Origin of the sequence: Fodinibius salicampi, from assembly GCF_039545095.1 — a bacterium.
Classification (GTDB): Bacteria; Bacteroidota; Rhodothermia; order Balneolales; family Balneolaceae; genus Fodinibius; species Fodinibius salicampi.
The window spans coordinates 25322-47038 of sequence record NZ_BAABRS010000002.1 but is presented as its reverse complement, the minus strand read 5'-3'; the positions used below and the strand labels follow the sequence as shown (position 1 = coordinate 47038).

The 21717-nt window shown below is 43.0% G+C and carries 23 protein-coding genes; 12 read left to right on the top strand and 11 right to left on the bottom strand.

Going from position 1 to position 21717, the window contains the following annotated elements; genetic code table 11:
• Positions 1-9: 9 nt before the first annotated feature.
• Both ABEB05_RS08090 and ABEB05_RS08085 read right to left on the bottom strand, forming a co-directional pair.
• Entirely contained in the window at positions 10-1314 is a 1305-nt protein-coding gene (locus ABEB05_RS08090) for an MATE family efflux transporter (RefSeq protein ID WP_265789153.1), read from the bottom strand.
• A 6-nt stretch (positions 1315-1320) separates the two neighbouring features.
• Positions 1321-1818 carry an MgtC/SapB family protein gene (locus tag ABEB05_RS08085; protein WP_265789152.1) on the bottom strand — a complete coding sequence of 166 codons (498 nt, stop codon included), beginning with the start codon at positions 1816-1818 and terminating at the stop codon, positions 1321-1323.
• 96 nt (positions 1819-1914) lie between these two features.
• Between ABEB05_RS08085 and tmpT the strand changes: the two genes are divergently transcribed.
• From tmpT to ABEB05_RS08055, 6 genes are all read left to right on the top strand, one after another.
• Complete coding sequence (gene tmpT, locus ABEB05_RS08080) at positions 1915-2574, top strand: thiopurine S-methyltransferase (RefSeq protein WP_265789151.1); 660 nt, start codon at positions 1915-1917, stop codon at positions 2572-2574.
• 139 nt (positions 2575-2713) lie between these two features.
• Positions 2714-3190 carry a hypothetical protein gene (locus ABEB05_RS08075; protein ID WP_265789150.1) on the top strand — a complete coding sequence of 159 codons (477 nt, stop codon included), beginning with the start codon at positions 2714-2716 and terminating at the stop codon, positions 3188-3190.
• 6 nt (positions 3191-3196) lie between these two features.
• On the top strand, positions 3197-4060 hold the full coding sequence (locus tag ABEB05_RS08070; RefSeq protein WP_265789149.1) for a hypothetical protein: 864 nt from the start codon (positions 3197-3199) through the stop codon (positions 4058-4060).
• Between the two features lie 92 nt (positions 4061-4152).
• Positions 4153-4707, top strand: a complete 555-nt coding sequence (gene rsmD / locus ABEB05_RS08065) for a 16S rRNA (guanine(966)-N(2))-methyltransferase RsmD (RefSeq protein ID WP_265789148.1) — start codon at positions 4153-4155, stop codon at positions 4705-4707.
• A gap of 15 nt (positions 4708-4722) precedes the next feature.
• The gene (coaD, locus tag ABEB05_RS08060) at positions 4723-5232 is read left to right on the top strand and encodes a pantetheine-phosphate adenylyltransferase (RefSeq protein ID WP_265789145.1); all 510 of its coding nucleotides are present in this window, start codon (positions 4723-4725) and stop codon (positions 5230-5232) included.
• Positions 5233-5263: 31 nt separating this feature from the next.
• Positions 5264-6157 carry a ThuA domain-containing protein gene (locus tag ABEB05_RS08055; RefSeq protein ID WP_265789143.1) on the top strand — a complete coding sequence of 298 codons (894 nt, stop codon included), beginning with the start codon at positions 5264-5266 and terminating at the stop codon, positions 6155-6157.
• Between the two features lie 143 nt (positions 6158-6300).
• Here the strand turns inward: ABEB05_RS08055 and ABEB05_RS08050 are convergent, their stop codons facing one another.
• From ABEB05_RS08050 to ABEB05_RS08035, 4 genes are all read right to left on the bottom strand, one after another.
• Complete coding sequence (locus tag ABEB05_RS08050; RefSeq protein WP_265789141.1) at positions 6301-6846, bottom strand: Spy/CpxP family protein refolding chaperone; 546 nt, start codon at positions 6844-6846, stop codon at positions 6301-6303.
• 95 nt (positions 6847-6941) lie between these two features.
• Complete coding sequence (locus ABEB05_RS08045; RefSeq protein ID WP_265789139.1) at positions 6942-7292, bottom strand: antibiotic biosynthesis monooxygenase family protein; 351 nt, start codon at positions 7290-7292, stop codon at positions 6942-6944.
• 317 nt (positions 7293-7609) lie between these two features.
• Positions 7610-8788 (bottom strand): 6-bladed beta-propeller, encoded by a 1179-nt coding sequence (locus ABEB05_RS08040; RefSeq protein WP_265789136.1) that lies wholly within the window; start codon positions 8786-8788, stop codon positions 7610-7612.
• A gap of 374 nt (positions 8789-9162) precedes the next feature.
• A complete protein-coding gene (locus tag ABEB05_RS08035) occupies positions 9163-9762 on the bottom strand; it encodes a DUF4469 domain-containing protein (RefSeq protein WP_345694275.1) in 600 nt (199 codons plus the stop codon).
• Between the two features lie 655 nt (positions 9763-10417).
• On the opposite strand from ABEB05_RS08035, the gene ABEB05_RS08030 reads away from it, so the two are divergent.
• From ABEB05_RS08030 to ABEB05_RS08005, 6 genes are all read left to right on the top strand, one after another.
• Positions 10418-11611: a pyridoxal phosphate-dependent aminotransferase gene (locus ABEB05_RS08030; protein WP_265789135.1), complete on the top strand. Its 1194-nt coding sequence runs from the start codon at positions 10418-10420 to the stop codon at positions 11609-11611.
• Between the two features lie 91 nt (positions 11612-11702).
• A complete protein-coding gene (locus ABEB05_RS08025) occupies positions 11703-11975 on the top strand; it encodes an FmdB family zinc ribbon protein (RefSeq protein ID WP_265789133.1) in 273 nt (90 codons plus the stop codon).
• A gap of 32 nt (positions 11976-12007) precedes the next feature.
• Positions 12008-12607 (top strand): GbsR/MarR family transcriptional regulator, encoded by a 600-nt coding sequence (locus tag ABEB05_RS08020; protein WP_265789131.1) that lies wholly within the window; start codon positions 12008-12010, stop codon positions 12605-12607.
• Positions 12600-12980 carry a YraN family protein gene (locus ABEB05_RS08015; RefSeq protein WP_265789129.1) on the top strand — a complete coding sequence of 127 codons (381 nt, stop codon included), beginning with the start codon at positions 12600-12602 and terminating at the stop codon, positions 12978-12980. The genes ABEB05_RS08020 and ABEB05_RS08015 overlap by 8 nt, the downstream gene beginning before the upstream one ends.
• A gap of 96 nt (positions 12981-13076) precedes the next feature.
• A complete protein-coding gene (locus tag ABEB05_RS08010) occupies positions 13077-13382 on the top strand; it encodes an FtsB family cell division protein (RefSeq protein WP_265789126.1) in 306 nt (101 codons plus the stop codon).
• 195 nt (positions 13383-13577) lie between these two features.
• A complete protein-coding gene (locus ABEB05_RS08005) occupies positions 13578-16259 on the top strand; it encodes a putative LPS assembly protein LptD (RefSeq protein ID WP_265789124.1) in 2682 nt (893 codons plus the stop codon).
• On the opposite strand, the gene ABEB05_RS08000 is transcribed toward ABEB05_RS08005, so the two are convergent.
• From ABEB05_RS08000 to ABEB05_RS07980, 5 genes are all read right to left on the bottom strand, one after another.
• Positions 16256-16849, bottom strand: a complete 594-nt coding sequence (locus tag ABEB05_RS08000) for a riboflavin synthase (protein WP_265789122.1) — start codon at positions 16847-16849, stop codon at positions 16256-16258. The two genes, ABEB05_RS08005 and ABEB05_RS08000, sit on opposite strands and share 4 nt — an antisense overlap.
• Positions 16850-16863: 14 nt before the next feature.
• Positions 16864-17979, bottom strand: coding sequence for a bifunctional diaminohydroxyphosphoribosylaminopyrimidine deaminase/5-amino-6-(5-phosphoribosylamino)uracil reductase RibD (ribD, locus tag ABEB05_RS07995; protein WP_265789120.1), 1116 nt, complete (start codon positions 17977-17979; stop codon positions 16864-16866).
• 111 nt (positions 17980-18090) lie between these two features.
• Positions 18091-19866 carry a SurA N-terminal domain-containing protein gene (locus ABEB05_RS07990; protein WP_265789118.1) on the bottom strand — a complete coding sequence of 592 codons (1776 nt, stop codon included), beginning with the start codon at positions 19864-19866 and terminating at the stop codon, positions 18091-18093.
• 164 nt (positions 19867-20030) lie between these two features.
• Complete coding sequence (locus ABEB05_RS07985) at positions 20031-20960, bottom strand: MlaD family protein (RefSeq protein WP_265789116.1); 930 nt, start codon at positions 20958-20960, stop codon at positions 20031-20033.
• 18 nt (positions 20961-20978) lie between these two features.
• Positions 20979-21713 (bottom strand): ABC transporter ATP-binding protein, encoded by a 735-nt coding sequence (locus tag ABEB05_RS07980; RefSeq protein WP_265789114.1) that lies wholly within the window; start codon positions 21711-21713, stop codon positions 20979-20981.
• Positions 21714-21717 lie beyond the last annotated feature (4 nt).

Sequence of the window (21717 nt, the reverse complement as noted above, 5' to 3'; positions counted from 1 at the left end):
TATACCTTGCTACGTATCAACTGTTTTTAAAATGTACCTTGGGGCATAGTAAGTAAGGGTCGCTCCCCGGGCAAGCATAAAAAGCGTCATCGCAAACCAGAGCGCATGATTGCCCAAAAATTCCACTCCTATAAAATAGGCCGGCAAGAAACAGCCGATGGTTGCAATAATCATTGAATTGCGCATAGGAATTGTTTCGGTGGCTCCTATAAAAACCCCGTCCCAAAGATAAGAGAAGCTGCTCACCGTGGGCCCTGCAATTGTCCAGGCAAATACCGTCATGGCCGTAGCAATGACTTTCTGCTGGTCGGTAAATATTTCGAGGATATGTACATTAAAGACCGCATATATCGCTGACGCAAGAACTCCAATGCCGACTCCCCAAATAAAACAATATTTCACAGCTAGCTTTAACCGTTTTTGCTGGCGCGACCCCTTATAGCGTCCGATCAAACTTTCTGCGGCATAGGCAAAGCCATCAATTCCATACGAGACCATCATCCAAAGTTGTAGCAAAATGGAATTCGCAGCTAATATTACATCCCCAAAAGAAGCTGACTTGGCTGTAAAGAAGGAAAAAGTAAAAATCAGGCAAAGAGTACGGATAAAAATATCGCGATTTACCGAAAAGAATTTTTTCAATGCTTTAACTTCGAGTAAAACCGTCTGCGCATATCCCTTTAGCCAATCCCTGTATTTATATATCAGTAATGTAACAGCTAAAGAGATCCCTGCATAACGGGCAATAAGCGTTCCGATAGCCACTCCATCCACATGCATGCCAAGCGCGTATACGAAATACACATCAAGCGCTATATTCAGCGCATTTAGAAAGATAGTGACGATCATCGGATAACGAGCGTTCTGCATCCCAAGGAACCAACCGTTAATTGCATAGAGTCCAAGCGTGGCAGGAGCCGAATAGATTCGAATATCAAAATAGATCCGGGTATAGCGTTCCACTTCCGGAGATGCCTCAACCAGCCAAAAGCTAATATCTGCTATCCAGGCCTGAAGTAAGATGATAAGAAAGCTAAACAGACCCGCCACCATCAGGGCTCGCGCCAGCGTCATAACGCTTTCTGTTTTGTTTTCTTCTCCGTAGGCTTGGGCAGTAATACCCGTTGTCCCCATCCGCAAAAATCCAAACCCCCAAAATATAAAGTTGAAAATCATTCCTCCGAGAGAAATAGCGCCCAGATAGTACGCATCTTCCAAGTGTCCCACCAGTGCGGTATCTACTGCGCCTAACAACGGAACCGATAGGTTGCTGATAATATTGGGTATAGCCAGGTTTAGAATCTTACGATTCAATGGATGCTATTTTTTGCTGTTGGTATTATCGCCGTATATCTGCTTGCGAAGTTTTTTGATAAGGCGCTCAATATAACCCAAGCCCAACAAAATTACGATTACGATAACCGTAAGAATAGAGGCCAGCATGAACTCTTGTAACGCAACAGTAATACCGATTGCAGCTGCAAATAAGATAGAAGCAGCAGTGGTTAGTCCCTCAACACTCTCTTTCTGGTTACGAAAAATGATAGTACCTGCTCCCAAAAAACTAATGCCGGTAATAATTGCCTCCATAATTCGAATAGGATCGGCCTGGATGACTTCTACAACCGGTCCGTTACTATAATTAGCGATCATAATATCTCCCAACACTACTAAAAGAGAAGAAGCTCCACATACGAGCATATGGGTTCGAAGCCCGGCGGGTTTTTCTGCTAATTCACGTTCCAGACCAATTAAGCTACCTAGCAATATAGCAAATACTACTTTAGTGGTCGGCATCCATAAAAATGAAGGTTCCATAATATTCGTTTAAACTAAAATTTTAACACAGTTGAATATCTTTAACTGTAAGAATTACCTTTTAGGTTCCAAAATAAATATAAAATGTTATTCTAAATGAATATTAGTTATTGGAAAAACCGCTGGGAAAAAGGCAACACAGGATGGCATATGGATCATGTTTATCCACTACTGCCTAAACTTTGGCCTCAATTTAATCTTCCCGCTAATGCAAAAGTGCTAGTACCTCTCTGTGGAAAGAGCATAGATTTACTTTGGCTACTACAGAAAAACTTTCATGTAATTGGAATTGAAGTATCAGCAAAAGCCATAAAACAGCTTGAACGAAACAGCTCTCTTTTTTTTACGTGCACAAATCGCAAGGGACATACTGTTTTTGAAGCGAACTCAATGGAGATTTGGAAGGATGATTTCCTGAATATTTCGCCTGACGTAATTGGCAAAGTTGATGCTATTTACGACAAAGCTGCTCTTATTGCTTTACCTCCGGAAATAAGAAAAAAATATATCCCACATCTACAATCTTTTTGCCATTCTCATACTCAAATTCTCCTGCAAACCTTCGAATATAAACAGGAAGAGATGCAGGGACCTCCCTTCTCAGTGTCTCAAAAAGAATTGAGGACTTATTTTAATCCCAACTTTGAAATTAAGCTGTTATATGAAAAATCAAAACTAAATGAATTTGAAAGATTCAAAGAACGCGGACTAACATCCTATTTCATCGAAAAAGTATATCAAATTTATCCAAAATAGAACATGGCTTTTCCAACTTTTACTTTTAGCTTGCTATCGGCAGGCAGCTTTTTTTAGTTACAGTTGCATATCAATATGCCGGAATGTATTTTCAAAGTCGTAATTTCGCTAAACACTATAATAACATATCCATCGCCACATGAATGTTGAAAAGCGTAATAAACTTATTAGTATTGTACTGGCAATTATCATTATTGCTTTAGGGTATTGGCTCTATCGTTCAATTGTAGACCCTTATCAAGAAGTTATTGACCGTGAACAAATGACCGAAAGGGTTCGCAATCAAATGATGAGCGTTCGAGACGCTCTTATCCATTACGATCGAAATGTCGGAGACTTTCCACCAACTGAGGGTGGACTTGATACGCTGGTACAATATATTAAATCAGATTCGGTGAGACAGGTAGCAGACTCTCTGTTTATACCTGAGAATACTCCCGGAGAATTCAATCCCGATTCGCTGATTTATTCACCGCGTCCTCCGCACAATAAATTTGAATATACTCTCAACGATACCCTTCGCCCTCCAATTTATCTGTTGGAAGACCCTGACAGCGAAGATAAAATCGGATCGCTTGAGAACACTACCCAACTCAACGAAACCAGCTGGAATTAATGGCAAATGGAGCAGAAACATCCAAGCTTAGGACTATGTTTTTTCGGCAGTCAGCTTTTTTATGCTGTCAATGAGCCGAATGCTCCAAATTCCCTGGCACGAATAGGTTCTTTTGATTTTAATACGGATACCACAAAAATGTTAATGGGCCAGTCATTGGCCCATTTTCGTGGTATCAATCAAACCATATCTCAGCTTAAGGAAGAATATGGCATACGCCATCTTCGTATCCACTCCTTCCCTAAACAGGAATGCTGGACTACCGTTCCCAAAATAGTATATGATAATGCGGATGAACGGGAACGCTATATCAGTATTTTAATGCGGGAAACCGATCGCAGTGAAATCCATCCAACCTGGTATAACCTTAGCAACCAGGACTATAAGTTTTTGCTGCTGCGTACCGACCATTACCAGTCTAACCTGCAAAAGCTTTCAACAAACACCTCTTCAACTGATCTTATAAGCGATTTTGAAATAGGCGGCCGTTGGACCCAGCATGCCAATCCCGGTGGATCATTTATGACGATCGGCTGCTTTGAAAACTGTATCAGCATAAGCTCCTTTATCTTAGGGAAACTGCGCGGGGCCACCTATCTCACCTTTGAGGAGCCCGAAAACCTGCCCTATTTTTGGCTCCAGAGCTCAAAGGAATTGGGATGGATGAATGGACTCCATGAACAAATATACGTTTATGGCATTAACACCTTTCAAATAATTGATTTACTTAAGTCGTTTTGGGACGATTCGGGGACCGTTACCAAAATGAATACGCTCGAACAAATGCAGATAGAAGCTGATGAGTCCACCTACGGCTTTGCTCTTGAAAAAGCCTTCCCTGCTATTATGTTGGCTCTAAATTATAACTAACTTTTCTGCTTGCTATACAGATACGGCTTCAATATAATTTTTCGTACCTTTGAGTGAGCCACTGTGTAAATAAAAATACTACTATTTTTTTTATGCGTATTATTACCGGCCTTTTGAAGGGTCGAAATATCCATATTCCCAAAACGCTGAATGTACGTCCCACTACGAACCGGGTAAAAGAGGGACTTTTTTCCACCCTTGACTCCCGAAAGTATATTCGCGGGGCAAGAGTGCTTGATCTTTTCGGTGGTTCTGGTAATTTAGGAATTGAAGCCTTATCCCGAGGGGCTGAAAGCGTTCTTTTTGTCGATAGTGATCGGCGTAATATTAAGCATATTGAAAGAGTTGCCAAAGAATTTGATCTTTCAGACCAAATACGGACCACGCCCTCAAAAGTAGAGGATTTTTTAGAGGGAATGGCTCTTCCTTACGATATAATTTTTTCCGATCCTCCCTATGATTATCCATATATGGAACAGATGATTAGTACCATTATTCAGGATGGGTGGCTGGCTAAAAATGGATGGCTTATTGTGGAACATGATAAACGCCATAACTTTAAGGAAAATCCGCACTGTGCTTCTGAAAAAACCTACGGACGTACCTGTGTCAGTTTCTTTCTGGCTGAAAAAGGAGCCGAATTCTAACCCAACAATACCTTTATGGATACTTTAGCTCTTTATCCCGGTTCTTTTGATCCCTTTACCTATGGACATCTGGATATCCTCGAACGCGCTACCGACCTGTTCGATAAAATTATTGTTACTATTGCCATTAATAACAGGAAAGATTCCGTATTCAGCGGGGATGAACGGGAAGCATTAATACAACAAAGTATTGAAGATAAGGAGTGGTCCTCGAGGGTTGAAATACAACAATTTACCGGATTACTGGTTGATTTCGCCAAAGAAAAAAATGCTCAGACACTTGTTCGCGGGGTGCGGCAAATCTCAGATTTCGAATATGAATTTCGGATGGCTCTTACCAATCGTCGTCTTGCTCCAGATGTCGATACGGTTTTCCTCATGCCCAACGAACAGCTGACCTTCATATCGGCTTCACTGGTGAAAGAGGTGGGTTACTGGGGTGGCGACCTATCTTCCTTTGTACCCGAACATGTAGCAAAGGCTCTGAAAGAAAAGTTTGAAGAACAAAAGCAAAAAGAACTTTAACGATATTATAAGAGCTGACACCAAAAATACAATGAAGAATAACCGAAAATGGATGATAACGATGGCGCTTCTGTTTTGTATAACAGCAGGAGTAGCTGCACAAGACCATTCTTCTATCCGTACGCTGGTCATAACCGGAGCCGCCCCGTATGGATATCACCCGTGGAAGAATAATATCGAATTGATAGAGCCCCGTCTGGAAGCTTTCGGACTTGATAAACCCAAATACCACATAGCCAAAGGGCTTGAAGACTGGCGTAAGTGGGAGGGCGATTACCACAACTTCGATGCCATTGTAATTATCTATTATTGGTCTCAGGCTCCTGAAGCTGAGCTGGAAAAGCTCGACCAATATGTTCGTGACGGCGGAGCACTGGTAGTGGTTCACTCAGCACTGGCTGGCTTTTGGAAACAGGATATTTTTGACCATTGGACGGGAATCGCCTATCGTGAGCGTGATTCAGAATATGGGCATAGCCTGGCATTCGATAAGGAGGGCAAAAAAATGGTCCTTCCGCCCGGTAAAGGAAAGGGATCGGGCCACGCGCCCATCGATACCTTCCGGATTCATACCCGTGATCCCGGCCATCCGATCATGAAAGACCTCCCCGAAACATGGATGCAGTCGGAGGACGAACTCTATTACAATCTGAGGGGGCCGAATCCCAATCTGCAGGTACTTGCCGTTGCACGGGCACACGACGGTACGTACGCTCCCCAGGCTTGGGTGCGAAATCACGGGGAGGGCCGAATTTTCAGTCTTACACCCGGACATCACCAGCCCGGCGCCTCTTCAGTAGGTTTCATTACCCTGCTGGCCAGGGGGATAGAATGGGCGGCAACCGGCGATGTAACTTTTGAGGTCCCTTCGAACTTCCCCGGCGAACATACGCCTTCCACAGCATTGCCGCGTTTTGAGCGATGAGCAATAGCATGCCGCAGGTGTAATCACCCACCTGGTATTCAAACACCATCCCGTCCCAATATTCTAATCCCGAGCCCAAATTCTCGGAACGGATATGGATATGAATAAAAGCGACGCATTTAAGGAGTTATAAATACAACCATTTAGCTATGTTTTTGATGATGATACCTTGAATTGCCATTTCCATACCCACGCAACTCATCGTATTTCTTTACCTGTTCTGTAGTCAAAATTCCTATCATTTGAATATGTGTATTAACATGCGCAGCACGTAATGTTCCTTTAATCTTACCAATCTCGACAAGCAAAGAATCAACAGTTGAAGAGGAAACGTTGCCAGACTCAAACATTTGATTGAGTGCTTGTTCTTTGGCAATGTATGTTTCTCCAATATTTATCGCTTTCTCTTTCATTTTATTGAAAAGCAATTGGGTTTGCTCTTTTTGCTTACTCGACAATTCAAGCTCATCTGCTAATTCAAGAACATGCTTTGGTCCAGGATATTGATTTAATTCTGCGACTTTTGATAATCCCATACCCTTGCCATTCAAATAACCCTCAACTTCCTGGGTAGTCAAAGCTTTAATTTCCCTGGCTTCTTGTCCAGTATAATGTAAGTGTTGATTGTGAGAACACCCAATTAGAAAGGCCAAACAAAGTATAAATACGAGATAAGAAATTCGATTCATAGTAGTATGGTTTAATATGATTCGTTTTTGTTTTAGGCCATAGAACAACATTGCTCATAAGCTACAACATCAAAGTGAGATAAAAATAACACCATTTAAAGACCCTTATCTGACTTGAATGTCAACACTTTTGAAATGATAACTTCATAGCCGCTATACCATTTATTATAACTCTGCTTGGCTTTTTGGTGGTCTGGATGATTTGAAAACTCCTTCAGTGATTCTAAGCTATCCCAATAGTAAACCACTGATCTTTTATTTTCTTCTTCATTAGACCAACTTTCCTTACCCAAAAAGCCAGTATTGGTATTTGCAGCTTTATCTATGATATTATTTAAGTGCTCAAATTCTGACTCATAATTTTTAAAGCGGAATATAAAAGTAGCCGAATACACGGAAGAGTCGCTATTGGTTAGCTCACTTATTTGTTGAGCACTTCTTTTCATACTTTATGTCATTTTTGGATTGATAAAAATGGATATAACAACCTTGCAGCCACTACGCTGAAGTAGCATACCTACGTAGACTGTAGATAAGGGCGCACGCATTGATAGTTGAATTAGAAACTAACAAAAGAAGCGCCTTAAAACCAAGAGCGGCAAATTTAAGACGGTATCGGTAAGCAAGGGTAATCACCGAACTCGGTCGACAGCTAAAGGTTTGAACCAAGGATTTATAGAAATGAAATACCTAAAATCTAGGGAAGGACTGTCTGCTTAACATTTTCCTTTTTTGAAAGGATTATACCGCCTCTCAATATTGGTTATAATCCCTCAATCTTACCTACCCTTACCACCGGCATATCGTTATGGTCAATAAAATAGAACCGGTCCTTTTCATCCATCCAAATAGCCGGATGATGGGATTCAAAATTTAAAAGATGATTGTTAATCGCTATTTCATCAAAGGAGCCGGTTCCGATCAAACTCCCCTCTGGATCAAAAACCTCAACCATGGTCTGCAGTGAATCCTGATCCTGCATACGCTGACCACTGAAGTGAAGCACTTTCCCATCGTTTGCTTGCACAATACCAATGCTATAGCTGTTAATTTTGCCCCGTGACCGTTGCTGTCCTTCATCTCCATAGGTAACAATAGACATGCTGCCTTTCTCATCTGTATCTACGACTACCGCTTCCTCCCAATTCGTTTGTCCATCAAACGTATTAACGAGCTTCCATTCATCTGCTGATTTTTCAAATTCATAAACCTTCCCGTCGTAAATGCCCGGGACATACCAGAAGCTGTCTTCACCTGTTTTTATAAAATTTCCGCTATTCATGCTGTTGCTGATCATATCAACAAATTTGGCATCGCCCTTTGACACCAGCTGATCAAAAGCTCCAAAAGAATTGATACGATTCTCGAATGATTTACTGTAGCGATGAAAAACGTATTTTCGGTAATTGCTGGGATCATCCTCCCCAATATTTCTTGGCTTTTTTAGCATAATGTAGTTTCCATCAGCTGTTTGGAAAAACTTTTCCGACCATACCGTTCCCGCTTGCGAAGGCGCGTACTCTGAGAGAATATCACCCTTTTTTGAGAACCACGTGACGCGCTGACTCTCCATATCAAGCGCCACAATTTCATTTTTGTTGTTTAAATTGAAAATAGGTCCGGAAGGAAACTCTCCCGGGCCGTTGCCCGACCTGCCGATAGAGCGTAAGTATTTGCCTTGTGGTCCAAACGCCATGATCGTTTTTTGCTGGCCCTCTGCGATATAGAGGTTTTGCCGATTATCTGTACGTATTTGATAAGGTGATACCAGGAAATATTTTGTATCTGCATCCGAATTTTCGCCAATGGTGAATGATTCTTCAAAAGAGAGAGATAATTTTTCAGGTGCCATCTCTGAAACAAATCCGCTAATGGTAAAAAGCAGAATGAATACTACAGCACAAAATAGTTTTGGATAGAAAGAATAAATATTCGGCTTCATGACATGCAATTATGAACTGAAATTTATTACAAATGCAAAATGTGTGTTACGGATTATTTACATAATTCATTGGGCTACCTACTCAATTTTAACGGTATAACCTCGCGTTATAAATACTATCTAAATAATATATATTAGGTGTATAATATGCAACAATGCCAAGAATTCAGTCAAAAGGCCTTTAAATGGAATGTTATCTGCATTGGCAATGCCTCTTAGACGCCCATTTGCAGAGCCTTTACCCTTCCCTATAATAAAACAGACCACTTTCCGGTAGGGAAGCAGGGTACTTCGGGATAGGGAAGTAGCCTTCCGCATAGGTAAGTGGTCCGTTACAGGTAGGCAAAGTACTTACTGCGCCAGATTAACCGGTGCTATTCTACCGTTAGTACCGGGGCGAATATACCGGTGCGCAGCGTATTGCTGTTATAGGCTGTATTGCGAACTTCCAGCCGATAGGTGCCGGCAGCCAAATCCCCGGGGATCTGCAGAGTGAGGGTCTTGGGTTCGTTGGTGCGGACCTGGGCGGCCTCGGTCTCCGAATCGTCTGACTGGCTGACAAAGAAGACCCCTTCCTCTTCAAGATTGCTGAGGATCTTCAGGTTGGTGCCAGTAACTTCCAGCACACCATCGGGCGTTATGATATCATTGTTGGTGGTACTGCTCCAATCATAGATACTGTCAATTTCAGGCGTAATTTGCCGTCCATCAACCCTGCGCAGGGTAATCTCATCAGTAACTCCGGTAACGGATTTTTTGGGGATTATACTCACCAGCACCTCGTGGCGGGCCGGATCGAATTTATCATCGTCGTTCTGGAATACTCCGCTGGTGCCAAAGCGTGTGCGGACGTACTCGTCGGTGTAGCCTTCGCCCTCGCGGATGTAATCGGTTATTTTTTGCCAGTAGTTATCAATGACGGCATTCGTTTCGGTAGTTTTGAGAATAGAACCGGGGCCTGTTATTTCCTCGATCAGGTCCTAGCGAGTATTCATGGTTACATCCACCGGCTGGGCCAGGCGGTCGTCGGGGTTGTCTGCGGTAAAGTTATTGTTGTATAAACTATAGTGTAACATGTTACCAGGATTATGTTGTTGTGTTTTTGTTCGTAACGATGTGACGGTGCAGAGGACAGGCAGGGCGTATCCCTCTTGATACTTACTATTTTTACTTGATGAGTTATACTTCCCGGGTCGCCTGTAGCACCAACGTATATAGGTAAGTACCTTTGGGGGAGAAATCCTTACACATTTTTTTAAAAATTTGACGAAGGAATGGCCGCTGGCATATACTCATCGCATGAGCAGCAGGGTATAGACCCCAGATGTTCTTGCATCTTTTTTCACAATCAGTATTTGCAGATCAATTCCCAAATCAAAGCAATCAATCTCCCTAAATCCCTCTTTTCTAAGAGGTACTTAGGGACTCCTTAACTAAAACAACGAGTTCTTCCTTGGAGAAAGAAACCAGCAGGATTGAATAATGGGTTTTCTTACTTCCCTTTTTGGATGATCAAAAGCCTGCTGGCTGGTAAAGAATAGCGTTTAAACTCCTTTTAGAATAAGAGCCCACTTTTTTCTATTTTCAGTCCTCTGTTAAACTCAATTTAAACCGAAGGAACCAACTCCAATGATTTCCAAGCGTGCCCAAGCCGTTGCCCCCTCGGCAACGCTCAAAATTTCAGCAAAAGCCAAAGAACTCCAGCGACAGGGAGTTTCCATTATCTCTTTAAGTGCCGGAGAACCGGATTTCCCAACTCCCAGACACGTTTGCGATGCCGCTATCAACGCAATTAACGAAGGATTCCATGGCTACACCATGAATACGGGAACCCCGGAACTGCGCGAAAGTATTTCCGATAAGTTACAGCGCGATAACAGCCTTTCCTATGATCCCTCCCAGATTGTATGTACTAACGGAGCCAAACAAGCGCTTGGATTTAGTATGCTGGCTATGCTCGATGAAGGCGACGAAGTTATCATACCCGCTCCATACTGGGTTTCGTATCCGGAAATGGTAAAAGTAGCGGGAGCAACCCCGGTAACCATACGCACTTCGTTCGAAAATAACTATCGAATGAGTGCAGACCAGCTGGAAAAAGCAATTACGGATCAAACCAAAGCGGTAATGCTCTGCTCTCCTTCCAATCCTACCGGCACCTGCTATACAGCCGAGGAACTGGAAACATTAGCTGACGTCCTGCGCAAACACCCGCAGGTTACTATCATATCAGATGAGATCTATGAATACATTGTATTTGAAGAAGATCATGTGGGCATTTTAAATGTAGCGCCCGATCTTAAAGACCGGACCGTGCTCATTAACGGATTTTCCAAGGGATTCGCCATGACTGGATGGCGGCTGGGCTATCTTGCAGCACCACAGGAGTTTGCGGATGCAGTGGCGAAAATACAGAGCCAGGAGACCTCCGCTCCTTCGGCCATCTCTCAAAAAGCCGGAGAGGCAGCTTATCGTGGCAACCTGGATGCCGTACTGGAAATGCGTGCTTCCTTTAAAAAGAGGCGTGATTTCATCTATAACAAACTCTCCGAGATCGAAGGACTAAAGTGTTTTAAACCCTCTGGCGCCTTTTACGTATTCCCTGATATTTCTCACTATCTGGGTACAACTACTGATGGGGGTACCAGCATTGAAACGAGTACGGACCTTTGCCTGTACTTGATTGAAGAGCAGGGACTGGCCGCCGTGCCCGGCGACGCTTTTGGAGAGCCCAATGGTATTCGTTTGAGTTACGCATCGTCAATGGAGGATTTAACCGAAGCAATTAAACGGCTTGAAAAAGGGCTAAAGTCACTTGCCTGAAAAAATGGCCTGCAGATATATTTTGGCACACTTTATGCTTATTCAAAGTGCTAATTATTTATTATAAACAACTATCACTTTTTAAAACATTATGCCTACGTATAAATACAAGCGAGAAGACGGAACCACCTTTGAAATTAAACAAAGTATTAATGACGATGCATTGGAGGAATGTCCCGAAACCGGCCAAAAAGTGAAGCGAGTCATCTCTGGCGGGGGCGGAGTTGTATATAAAGGCGATGGCTGGTACGTTACCGATTACAAAGATAGCGACCGAAAAGAAAAACGTGCCAAAGCTGCTGAAAAAAACAACGGCAATGGAGAAGCTTCCAAAGCATCCGAAAATTCCAGCAGCAGTACATAAAATAACGACTCATAACTAAACAAGGAGTTCCTTTGCCTCCCAAGCGCTCTCAAATACATGAAGAAGCTTTAGAACGATTCGTATTGCTTTGGGGGGAAATGGCATCGGCTTGGGGCATCAACAAGACCATGGCGCAAATTCATGCCTTGCTCTATGCAGAGACTGATCCTTTGGATACGGATGCCATTATGAATCAACTGGATATCAGCCGGGGAAATGCCAACATGAATCTCCGGAATCTCCTGCAGTGGGACCTCATTCATAAAGTCCATTTCAAGGGAAATAGAAAAGACTATTACACGGCTGAAAAGGAAGTCTGGAATATCGTTTCTACTATCATCAGAGAACGACAGCAGCGCGAGGTAGCGCCCATTACACAAAATCTGAATGAATGCCTGCAGCTTTTCGAAAAAAAGGAACAACTATCGGAGGAGGAAGAAGCATTCAAGGAACGTATAGAAAACTTTACCGATTTTCTGAATATGTTCGATCGCTTTACCGAAGCCTTGCTACCCTATATCAACAAGCGCAACCTGAAATTCCTAAAGCACCTGGTGAAACTGGCTGAGATGAAGCATTCTATTTCCGACAGCAGTACCTCATCAACAGAAGGAAATAATATAAATGAGTAACAAGTCTACAAGAGAAATCGGCCGCGAGGGAGAGGAATTAGCTGCGGCCTATCTTGAATCCAAGGGATATACTATCCTGGATAAAAACTATCACTTTATGCAGGCAGAAGTGGATATTGTAGCCTATGATAATGAAGCATGTATTGTGTTTGTTGAGGTTAAAAAACGATCTTCCAACCGGTACGGAGAGCCCGAAGAGTATATTGACCAGGAAAAGAAGGAAAATATTTATAAAGCGGCCGAAGCCTGGATATATGAACGAAAAATGGATGGGGCCCCTATTCGATTTGACGTTATCTCCATTATCCAAAAATCAAATGAAGCCCCGCATATTAAACATTTTGAGCGCGCCTTTACTCCCGGACGAAATTAATACCTGAAGTGCCCAAAATTTCTTTCGTTGCGTTTCATACTTTTTTTAAGCTATCTTTGGGAGTACCAGATATAAACTACTACCTTAACAGGCTGTATGAATCTTCAGCATTTTAATCCACTTAGATGGCGAAAATCATTCCTCGGACTCATCCTTGGAGGATTCCTATTCATATGGTTTGCATTTATTGATACTTATAGCATATGGACGCGAATTCAACTCAACCACCAGATGAATGATCTTCAGGAGAAGAAACAGGAGCTGCAGGAAGAAACCCATATCCTTAGAGAGAAAATTGATAAATTAAAAACCGATCCCAATCTCCTGGAACGAATTGCACGAGAAGAATATGGCATGAAAAGAGAAGGAGAAACGGTATACAAAATAAAGGAAGTGGATTAGTCTTTTTGTATTTTACACTTCATTTCTTAGAACATCTGCCTTATACTAAGCTATCTCTTATTTATTTATCATTTTGTGGGTCTTTTTGCTCCCATAATTCATTTCGGTGCTCAGCAATATCGTTAAATGAACAGAAGTCAAACATATCCCAAAAGAAAATTTGTATTGTGTGGGTGGATATTCCTACTTCTTTGTTTGACTTTCGCACCAACCGTAAAAGGTCAGGATAGAGGCCGGCCAGAAACCCCACGCACAGATCCCAGCAGCCAACAGCGCCAGCAACGGCAACAGCAGCAACAAGGGCAAGGAGGAGGCATTCCGAACCAGCCCGAACAGGAAGGACAGATAAACTTTCAATCAAGTGATTCACTGGTTTTTGTTTTTGACACCAGCCGCACAGCTACGCTCTATGGGTCAGCATCGGTCACCCATACTTCCGGGCAGCTAAAGGCGGGGAAGGTGTCAATGGATATTGATAATAATCTTGTGAGCGCCAATACCCAAACACCGGAAGATACTCTTTCAAAACCAGTTCTAGTCCGTGAAAATGACGAGGTGCGTAGTGATCGCATTGATTATAATTACAAAACTGAGAAAGGTCGATTTGAAGTAGCTCGGGTAAATATCCAGGATGGCAATATTATCGGAACCCGGGTAAAAAAAACAGGCCCCCACGTTATCTTTCTGGAGGATGCCATCTACTCCACCTGTACGCTCGATCACCCGCACTACTATATCAAGGCAGACCGTATGAAGGTAGTGGATGAGGAAAAAGTCTTTTTTGAGCGGGCTCGCCTATATATACTGGATATTCCCTATCCGCTTGTTTTTCCTTTTGGGTATTTACCCGGGCGGTTTGACCGGCAGCAATCGGGACTCCTGGAGCCTACTTATGCTTTTCAAAATAAGCAAACAAGGGGCTTGGGACTTCAAAACCTAGGGTGGTTCCAATATTTTAATGATTATATAACAGGGCAAGCTTCAGTCGATATCTTTACCTCGGGCACTTATTTTGTAGATGCGCAAACAAATTATCGTCTCCGCAACAAATTCAACGGCGGTATTCAGATAGGATATTCTAAAGAACGTCAGGGGCTGGAGCCAACGGATCCCGACTTTTCAACCAGCGTACAGAAAAGACTTAGCATTTCTCACCAGCAGGATATTTCTCCCTATGCCAGTTTTAATGCCAATATAAACCTGCGTACCGCCGACTATTTCCAACAGAATTCTTACGATCCCACTGATCGGGCAGAAACCAGTACCAGCTCTAACATTAATTACCGTTATCGACATCCGGAGAACCTCTATAATTTCAATGTTTCTGTCCGCCAAAATCAAAATTTCAAGACGAACAGAACGCGTCTCTCCGGACCTGACATGAATTTCAGCTTAAAACGTTTTTCTCCTTTTGAGAACAGTCAGACGACCTCCCAAAATTCTAAGTGGTACGAAAATATTTCATTAAGCTATCAAAATACCTTTGACTCGGAGTTTGACTACTCTCCGATCCGCCAAGACTCTGCCCGCTACAATTGGTTTGAAGCCCTTCGGGATCCTGCTAAATACGAAGAGGCCACGGGCAATTCTGAACATTATGAATTCGGGTTTCGCCAGCAAGCCGACATCAGCTTGGGACAAATTTTATCCAGCCGCTTTGTTAACTTGAGCGCTAATGCCAATTATAATGAATACTGGTTTCCCCAAACAACGCGAAAGTTTTTTAATCCCGATTCCAACCGGGTCGAAGAAGAGCGAGTAAGAGGATTTACGACAGCGCGTGATTTTTCAACAGGTCTGAATTTCTCCACGACCGTTTATGGACTTATGAATGCCAATATCGGCAACTTTGAGAGCTTCCGGCATACGATACGTCCTTCCCTGTCCCTCACCTATCGTCCCGACTTCAGCAACGATTTCTGGGGTTTTTACCGCACTGTACAAACGGATACCACAGTACAAGCGGATGGAACCGTGCCCACCCAGCGTTACTCAATTTTTGAAAACGAAGTGTTTAGCGGTCCGGGACAAGGTGAACAACGGGCGCTTGGATTTAGTATCGACAATACTTTTGAAGGAAAGCAAGTTAAACGCGATTCCACGGGTGAAAAACAAGAGAATGTCGTCCGGCTAATCGACCGGCTCAGCCTTAGCTCAAGCTATAACTTTGCTGCCGACAGTATTAAACTGGCTGACTTAAATACATCATTTTCTGCAAAAATCATTGATGGCATGAACATACGGGCCAATGCACGGTTTAACTTTTATGAGCGCAATGAACGGGGAAGAAAAATTGACAAATTTTTGCTGACCAATTCGGGCAAACCCTTTGAAATGACTCAATTCTCAGCCAGTACCAGTTATTCCTTTGATTGGGGCAGAAGTAGCGGTCTTCAAACCAGTAATCGGGAGCCAAGCTACCCAGAGTATTACGATCCGCTTAACCAAAGCATATTTCACCCGGTTGATCCCCACTTCAACCGACAACCTGTGCAGGATTTTAGTTCCCCCTTATCCTTTTCCGTCAACCTCAGCTACCGCTGGAATTTGAATCCCACGGGATCAAACAATACCTCTGCCACAATAAATGCCAGTAATATTAATCTAAAACTGACACCCAAGTGGGATTTCCGTACTCAAATTGGCTATGACTTTGTACGTAAAGAATTGACTCCCTCCCAATTTTCCCTTAACAGGCGCCTGCATTGCTGGAATCTTTCATTTACTATGAATCCCTTTGGAGAATCACAGTATTACTTCTTTTCCCTCCGCATTGATGCTGGTCGCCTGCAAGGAATTATTCAAAAACTTCCGATCCTCAATAACCTTGAACGAAGCTCAAGTCCCACCGGTCGTGGAGCACCACGCGGATTTTAATCCTCCCGGCTTTCCATATATTTCACAACGTATTTCCCCAGAACGTCAAACTCCAGGTTTACGGAATCTCCTGTTTCTCTGGCATTCAAGTTCGTATGATTATAGGTATAGGGAATAATGGCAATAGTAAATTGGCAATCCTTTTCATTTGCCACGGTAAGGCTGATACCATCCACAGATATACTTCCGCGCCCTACAATAAGAGATTGGTATTCATCCGGATAGGAGATAGTGAACAGATAATCGGTCCCTTCCTGATCTATCTTTTCAATGGTACCAACTGCATCTACATGTCCCTGCACCAAATGCCCATCCAGTAATTGATCGGGGTGGAGCGAGCGCTCTAAATTAACCGGGTCGTTCTGCGCCAGATCACCAATATTGGTCTTACGGAGCGTTTCTTCTACGCTTTGTACCGTAAAGCCATATTCATCAAACGCAGTTACGGTGTGGCATACCCCATTGATGCTGATACTTTGATCGACCTGAAGCTGGTCTGAAAATTCACACGCAATAGTGAGCTCTTTGCCACCTTGCAAATCCTTTACCCTCGCAATCGTACCAACCTCTTGTATTATTCCTGTAAACATATGTTCGCTCTATGTTAAAAGTATCCTGTAAACAACAAATCCTGGCCTACCTGTCGCCATTTCACTTCCCTGAATTCCATAACCTCTTCCATCCTGTTGATGCCAACGCCCAGCACCGACTTTGTTCCTCCTCCTAACATCTTAGGAGCTATAAAGCATTCCACCTTATCAACCAGCTGCTCACTTAGCAGTGCAGAATTTAGATTTTGTCCTCCTTCTACCAAAATAGATGTAAGAGGCAATTTCCCCAGCTCTATAAGCGATTTTTTAAGGTCAGTATGCCCCTCCTTTTCATCAATAAGCAAGGTTTTACCTCGAAAATAATCCGACTTTAGTATACTAAGCATTGGATCGGCTTCATTGGTGAACTTTTCCTCATTATGGGTCAACACAATGGTATTTTCCTCATATTGATCAGTAAAAAGATTTAGATCATCCGGTAAATCCAGAGGACCGTCTATCACAATCCGATGAGGCTGACGTCCCTCTACATGTCGCACTGTAAGGCGGGGATTATCTAGCAGAGCCGTATTACGTCCCACCATAACCGCATCATACCGGCTGCGCCACTCATGGACCAATGTTCGGGATTGTGTACCAGTGATCCATTCCGAATTTCCATCCGGCGCAGCGATATAACCGTCCAGTGTCTGAGCAATCTTGAGGGTTACAAACGGTCGGTTAAACGCTTGATGATACAAGAAAAATTCATTTAGCCGCTTTGCTTCCTCTTCGAGTACTCCCACATCAACAGTAATATCATGGTTGCGCAAGTACTCTATTCCCTTGCCGGCTACTTTGGGGGTAGGGTCTTCCATTGCCACTACTACGCGATCAATAGGAAGGGTCGCCAACATCTCGCAACAGGGGGGCGTGTTCCCCTGATGAGCACAAGGCTCAAGCGTTACATAAACCGTAGCATTCTTCAACAGGTCGGGATCAGCGATATCATCCACAGCATTTTGTTCTGCATGGGCCTGTCCGTATCGTTCATGATATCCCTGCCCAATTTTTTTTCCCTCGGCAGATATAATGACACAACCAACCATAGGATTAGGTGAAACATGCCCGGCCCCGTGTTCTGCAATTTCAAGGGCCAATTTCATCCACTTTTCGTCTTTGTTGGTCATATTCCACCTTTTAAAATAAGAGCAACTAATTTACAAGACTATCTAAAACAAAACAGGGCAAGAAGCATTCCCTCTTGCCCTGTTAATTTACTATTAAACTATAATAATATTCTAGCCCCTTAACACCCGGGAACGGTTATCTACGATATCTGCATTCTCCCTCAGCTGCTCAATCCATGTATTCATAAAGGCTGCTCCTTTTTGTTGGCGAAGCGTATCACGAATTTCTTGCCGCTGCGATTGCGTCATATTACTGGAATCGGCTTCCTGCAGGGTCTCCACTCGAACAACAAAAACAGCACTGTTGCCTTCAATAGCGCCGGATAGATTCCCTTCTTCAAGCCCAAATATGGCTCCAACAACCTTCGGTTCACGTCCAGCCCCCGGTATATTTGAGGCATTCATTGCAATACTCTCTGCTGATGAAACTTCCTTCCCGGCAGACTCAGCCAGAGAAGTTAAATCATCATTTTGTTCCAACAGACCTTCAACACGTTCGTGTAATTGCTGCTTGCGCTTTTGTGTGGTTACTATTGAACGAATCTGTTCTTGAACTTCCTCAAACGGACGTACTCCGGCAGGTACAATTTCATCCACCTTGATAACTACAAACTGATTAGATAGTTCGAGCGCACCCGAAATTTCGCCTTCGCTTGCGCTTTCAAGGAAGCTCATCACCTGTTGACTCTCTCCAATACCCGGAATGAACCCTGAGCCTTTTGTTGCTGAAGTTTCCTGTTCCTCGAGCCCGCGCCGCTCGGCCTCTCCTTCGAAGCCGTCTTCCTCGGCAAAGAAGCTAAAGTCATCTGCCTCTTTTGCCCGTTCATCGACCGTATTAACAGGATCGGCAATAATATCCATACTAAAAACTACAAAGCTGACTTCGGAACCACTCTCACCAACTTTCTTAAGCAGGTATAAACGACCCTGTTCCGCAATCACTTCGCTGACTTCTCCTACTTCTAAATCAATAACGGGTGTAAAGAGGTCACGTATGTTCTCTTCCTCTACGGTTCTGACTGAATACTCTGTCGTAGATTGATAATTACTTAAAAACAGCGAATCATTTTCAGCTTGGGCAAAATCCTCTCGCAAGTCTTCCATCTCCTGAAATGTGCGAGCCGTATCCTGAGCAGTCGGCGTCTTATCAAAGCTTACATAGCTAAACTGATAGGTCTCCTCGCGTTCAAACTGACTCGAATTATTATTGTAGTACTCTCGCAGGTCATCTTCGGTTACAGAAATCTCACTTTCTGCTACATCTGCATATGGGAACCGCACAAAAGCAATATCAGCGGTAGTATTTCTCCGGATATACTCTTGTTCAATCTCATATTGACTAACTTCCATCGAAGACTGCAGATAGCTATTCATCTTCTGCTGGCGTCGTTTTTGACGCATCTGATCCTCTATAGCAATCCACAGCTCCCGGTTTTCGGGTGATTCGATAGCCGTACGAAGTGCCACACGATCTATGGTACCGTCCTCACCCTGGAATTGCTGGCGAATGAACGGATCAGGGTTTTCGCCCATAATCATATCCACCACCTCTTGGTCCGTAACCTTAATACCCAGATCATTCATTTTCTGCTGGAGAAGCTTCCCCGTTACTACTTCATTCCAGGCACGCTCCTCAAAATTAGCCCTTGTTTCAGGATCTACAGAATTGCCGGTTTGCTGAGAGTACTGCTCAATATAATAGCTGATACGATTATTATATTCCTCAATTGAAATCTCTTCTCCATTTACCGAACCCAAAGATCGGGGCCCTTGCATAATTGCATCAAAAAACTGGGTATCGGCCAGCACCCATAATAATCCGAATGAGATAATAAGTACCCATAAGATTACACCGGTACTTTGCCTCATTTTATCCATTACACCCATAAATAAAACCTCTTATCTACTTCTTAATTTTTTTCAAAAATATTGTTTCCAACAGAATTGCTCATCTGCTTTCTAGCCTCTAAATATACAAGAAGCCTGTGCTAAGAGCAATTGAGCCTTCACTGAAATTTATTTCTTATACAAGGGGATCCAGAGTACAAAATTTAAAAAACCTCGATGAGCCTCATATGCTTCAGGTATTTCCCAGGATCTTCGTTGATATTTTTGATGAGCTTCTCCATTTCTCCTGAAAGCCCCTCTAAATTTTCATAAAGAGTTGGATCATTCACCAATTTGCCAAGGCTTCCCTCTCCGTCATTAATTTTTACCAGAATCTCCTGCAGCTGCTTATTAGTTTCTGTTAGATCCCGGCTCAAAACCTCAAGCTCTTGGACAGTTCCTTCCAAACCCACCATCACAGAATCAATCCGTTCCTTATTTCGAGTACTTACCGTATCTACGTTGGCTAAAAATTGCTGAGCATGTGTAATGCTTTGCTCCAGATCGGACCGCTTATTCCGGAAAAGGGTAGAAATTTCATCTGTAGTACTTTGTATATTGGTTAGTGTAGTATCCACTTTTGCCTGGGCTTCCTCATCAAAAAGTGTATTTAGCTCTTCAAGCAGGTTGTTTAACTTTCCAAACGACTCAGAAACATCCTCACTGAGCTGGCGGCCTTCCTGGCTGAGAACTTCCATCATTCCACTCTCGTAAACGCCTTTCATCCGGTCATTGTGTTCCAGATACTGATCTGAATTTCCCCGTCTAACGACTATTGCCTTTTCATCCAGAAGACCGGAGGAACGAAGGTGTGCTTCCGAATCTACCGGTATCTCCGTATCCAAACCAAAGCTCATTGTTACCCTTACGCTATCTCCTTCAACGAGTGACATCCCTTTAACAGAACCAACCTTGACGCCATTAATGTAAACATAACTTCCCGGAGTAAGTCCGTCTGCCTTTTCAAACTGGGTATACATTATCTTTGACTGGCGAAAGAGAGGCATATCTCCCATTATACGGTAGCCCAATACTGATATCAGCAGAGCAACCAAAATTGTTAGTGCGACCTTTAATTCATTACTAATTTTCAAAATAACTCCTGTCCGTTTCTAAATTTTATATTCGCTGGCTGTTATAAAATCCATTAGTTCCTTATTATCACTTTCTCGCATCTCCTCAACCGTACCATACCAACACAATCCCTTATTCTCTAAAAAAACTACGTTATCAGCAATTTTCAGTACGCTGTGGATATCGTGCGTTACAACGATGGAGGTAATATTCAAATTCTCCGCCATATAAATAATTAACTGGTTTATTTCTTCTGATGTTTGCGGATCCAGTCCCGATGTAGGTTCGTCATAAATCAGGAAATCGGGCTGTAAAATCGTTGCCCGTGCCAAGGCAACCCGGCGGCGCATTCCCCCCGAAAGCTCAGCTGGTGATCGATCGCCCGTACCTGCCAAGTTAACCATTTCCAGAGCTTCTTCTACTTTTTCGGAAATTTCTTTGTCCGTTAAATCAGAGAAATAATGCAACGGAAAAGCAATGTTTTCAGCCGTATTCAGTGAATCGAACAAGGCCGACCCCTGAAAAAGAACGCCAAATCGTTGACGCATCTTACGCAACTCTACATATTCAAGCTCAAAAATATTTTTATCATCAATGATTACCTCTCCGGAATCCGGATAGATGAGCGCATTCAGATGCTTAACCAATACTGATTTCCCACATCCGGAGCGACCTATAATAGCTACAGTTTCTCCTTCTGCAATTTTAAAGGAAATATCTTCCCAAACAAGGTTAGAACCAAAACTTTTGCTAAGATTACGAATCTCTATCATAGAT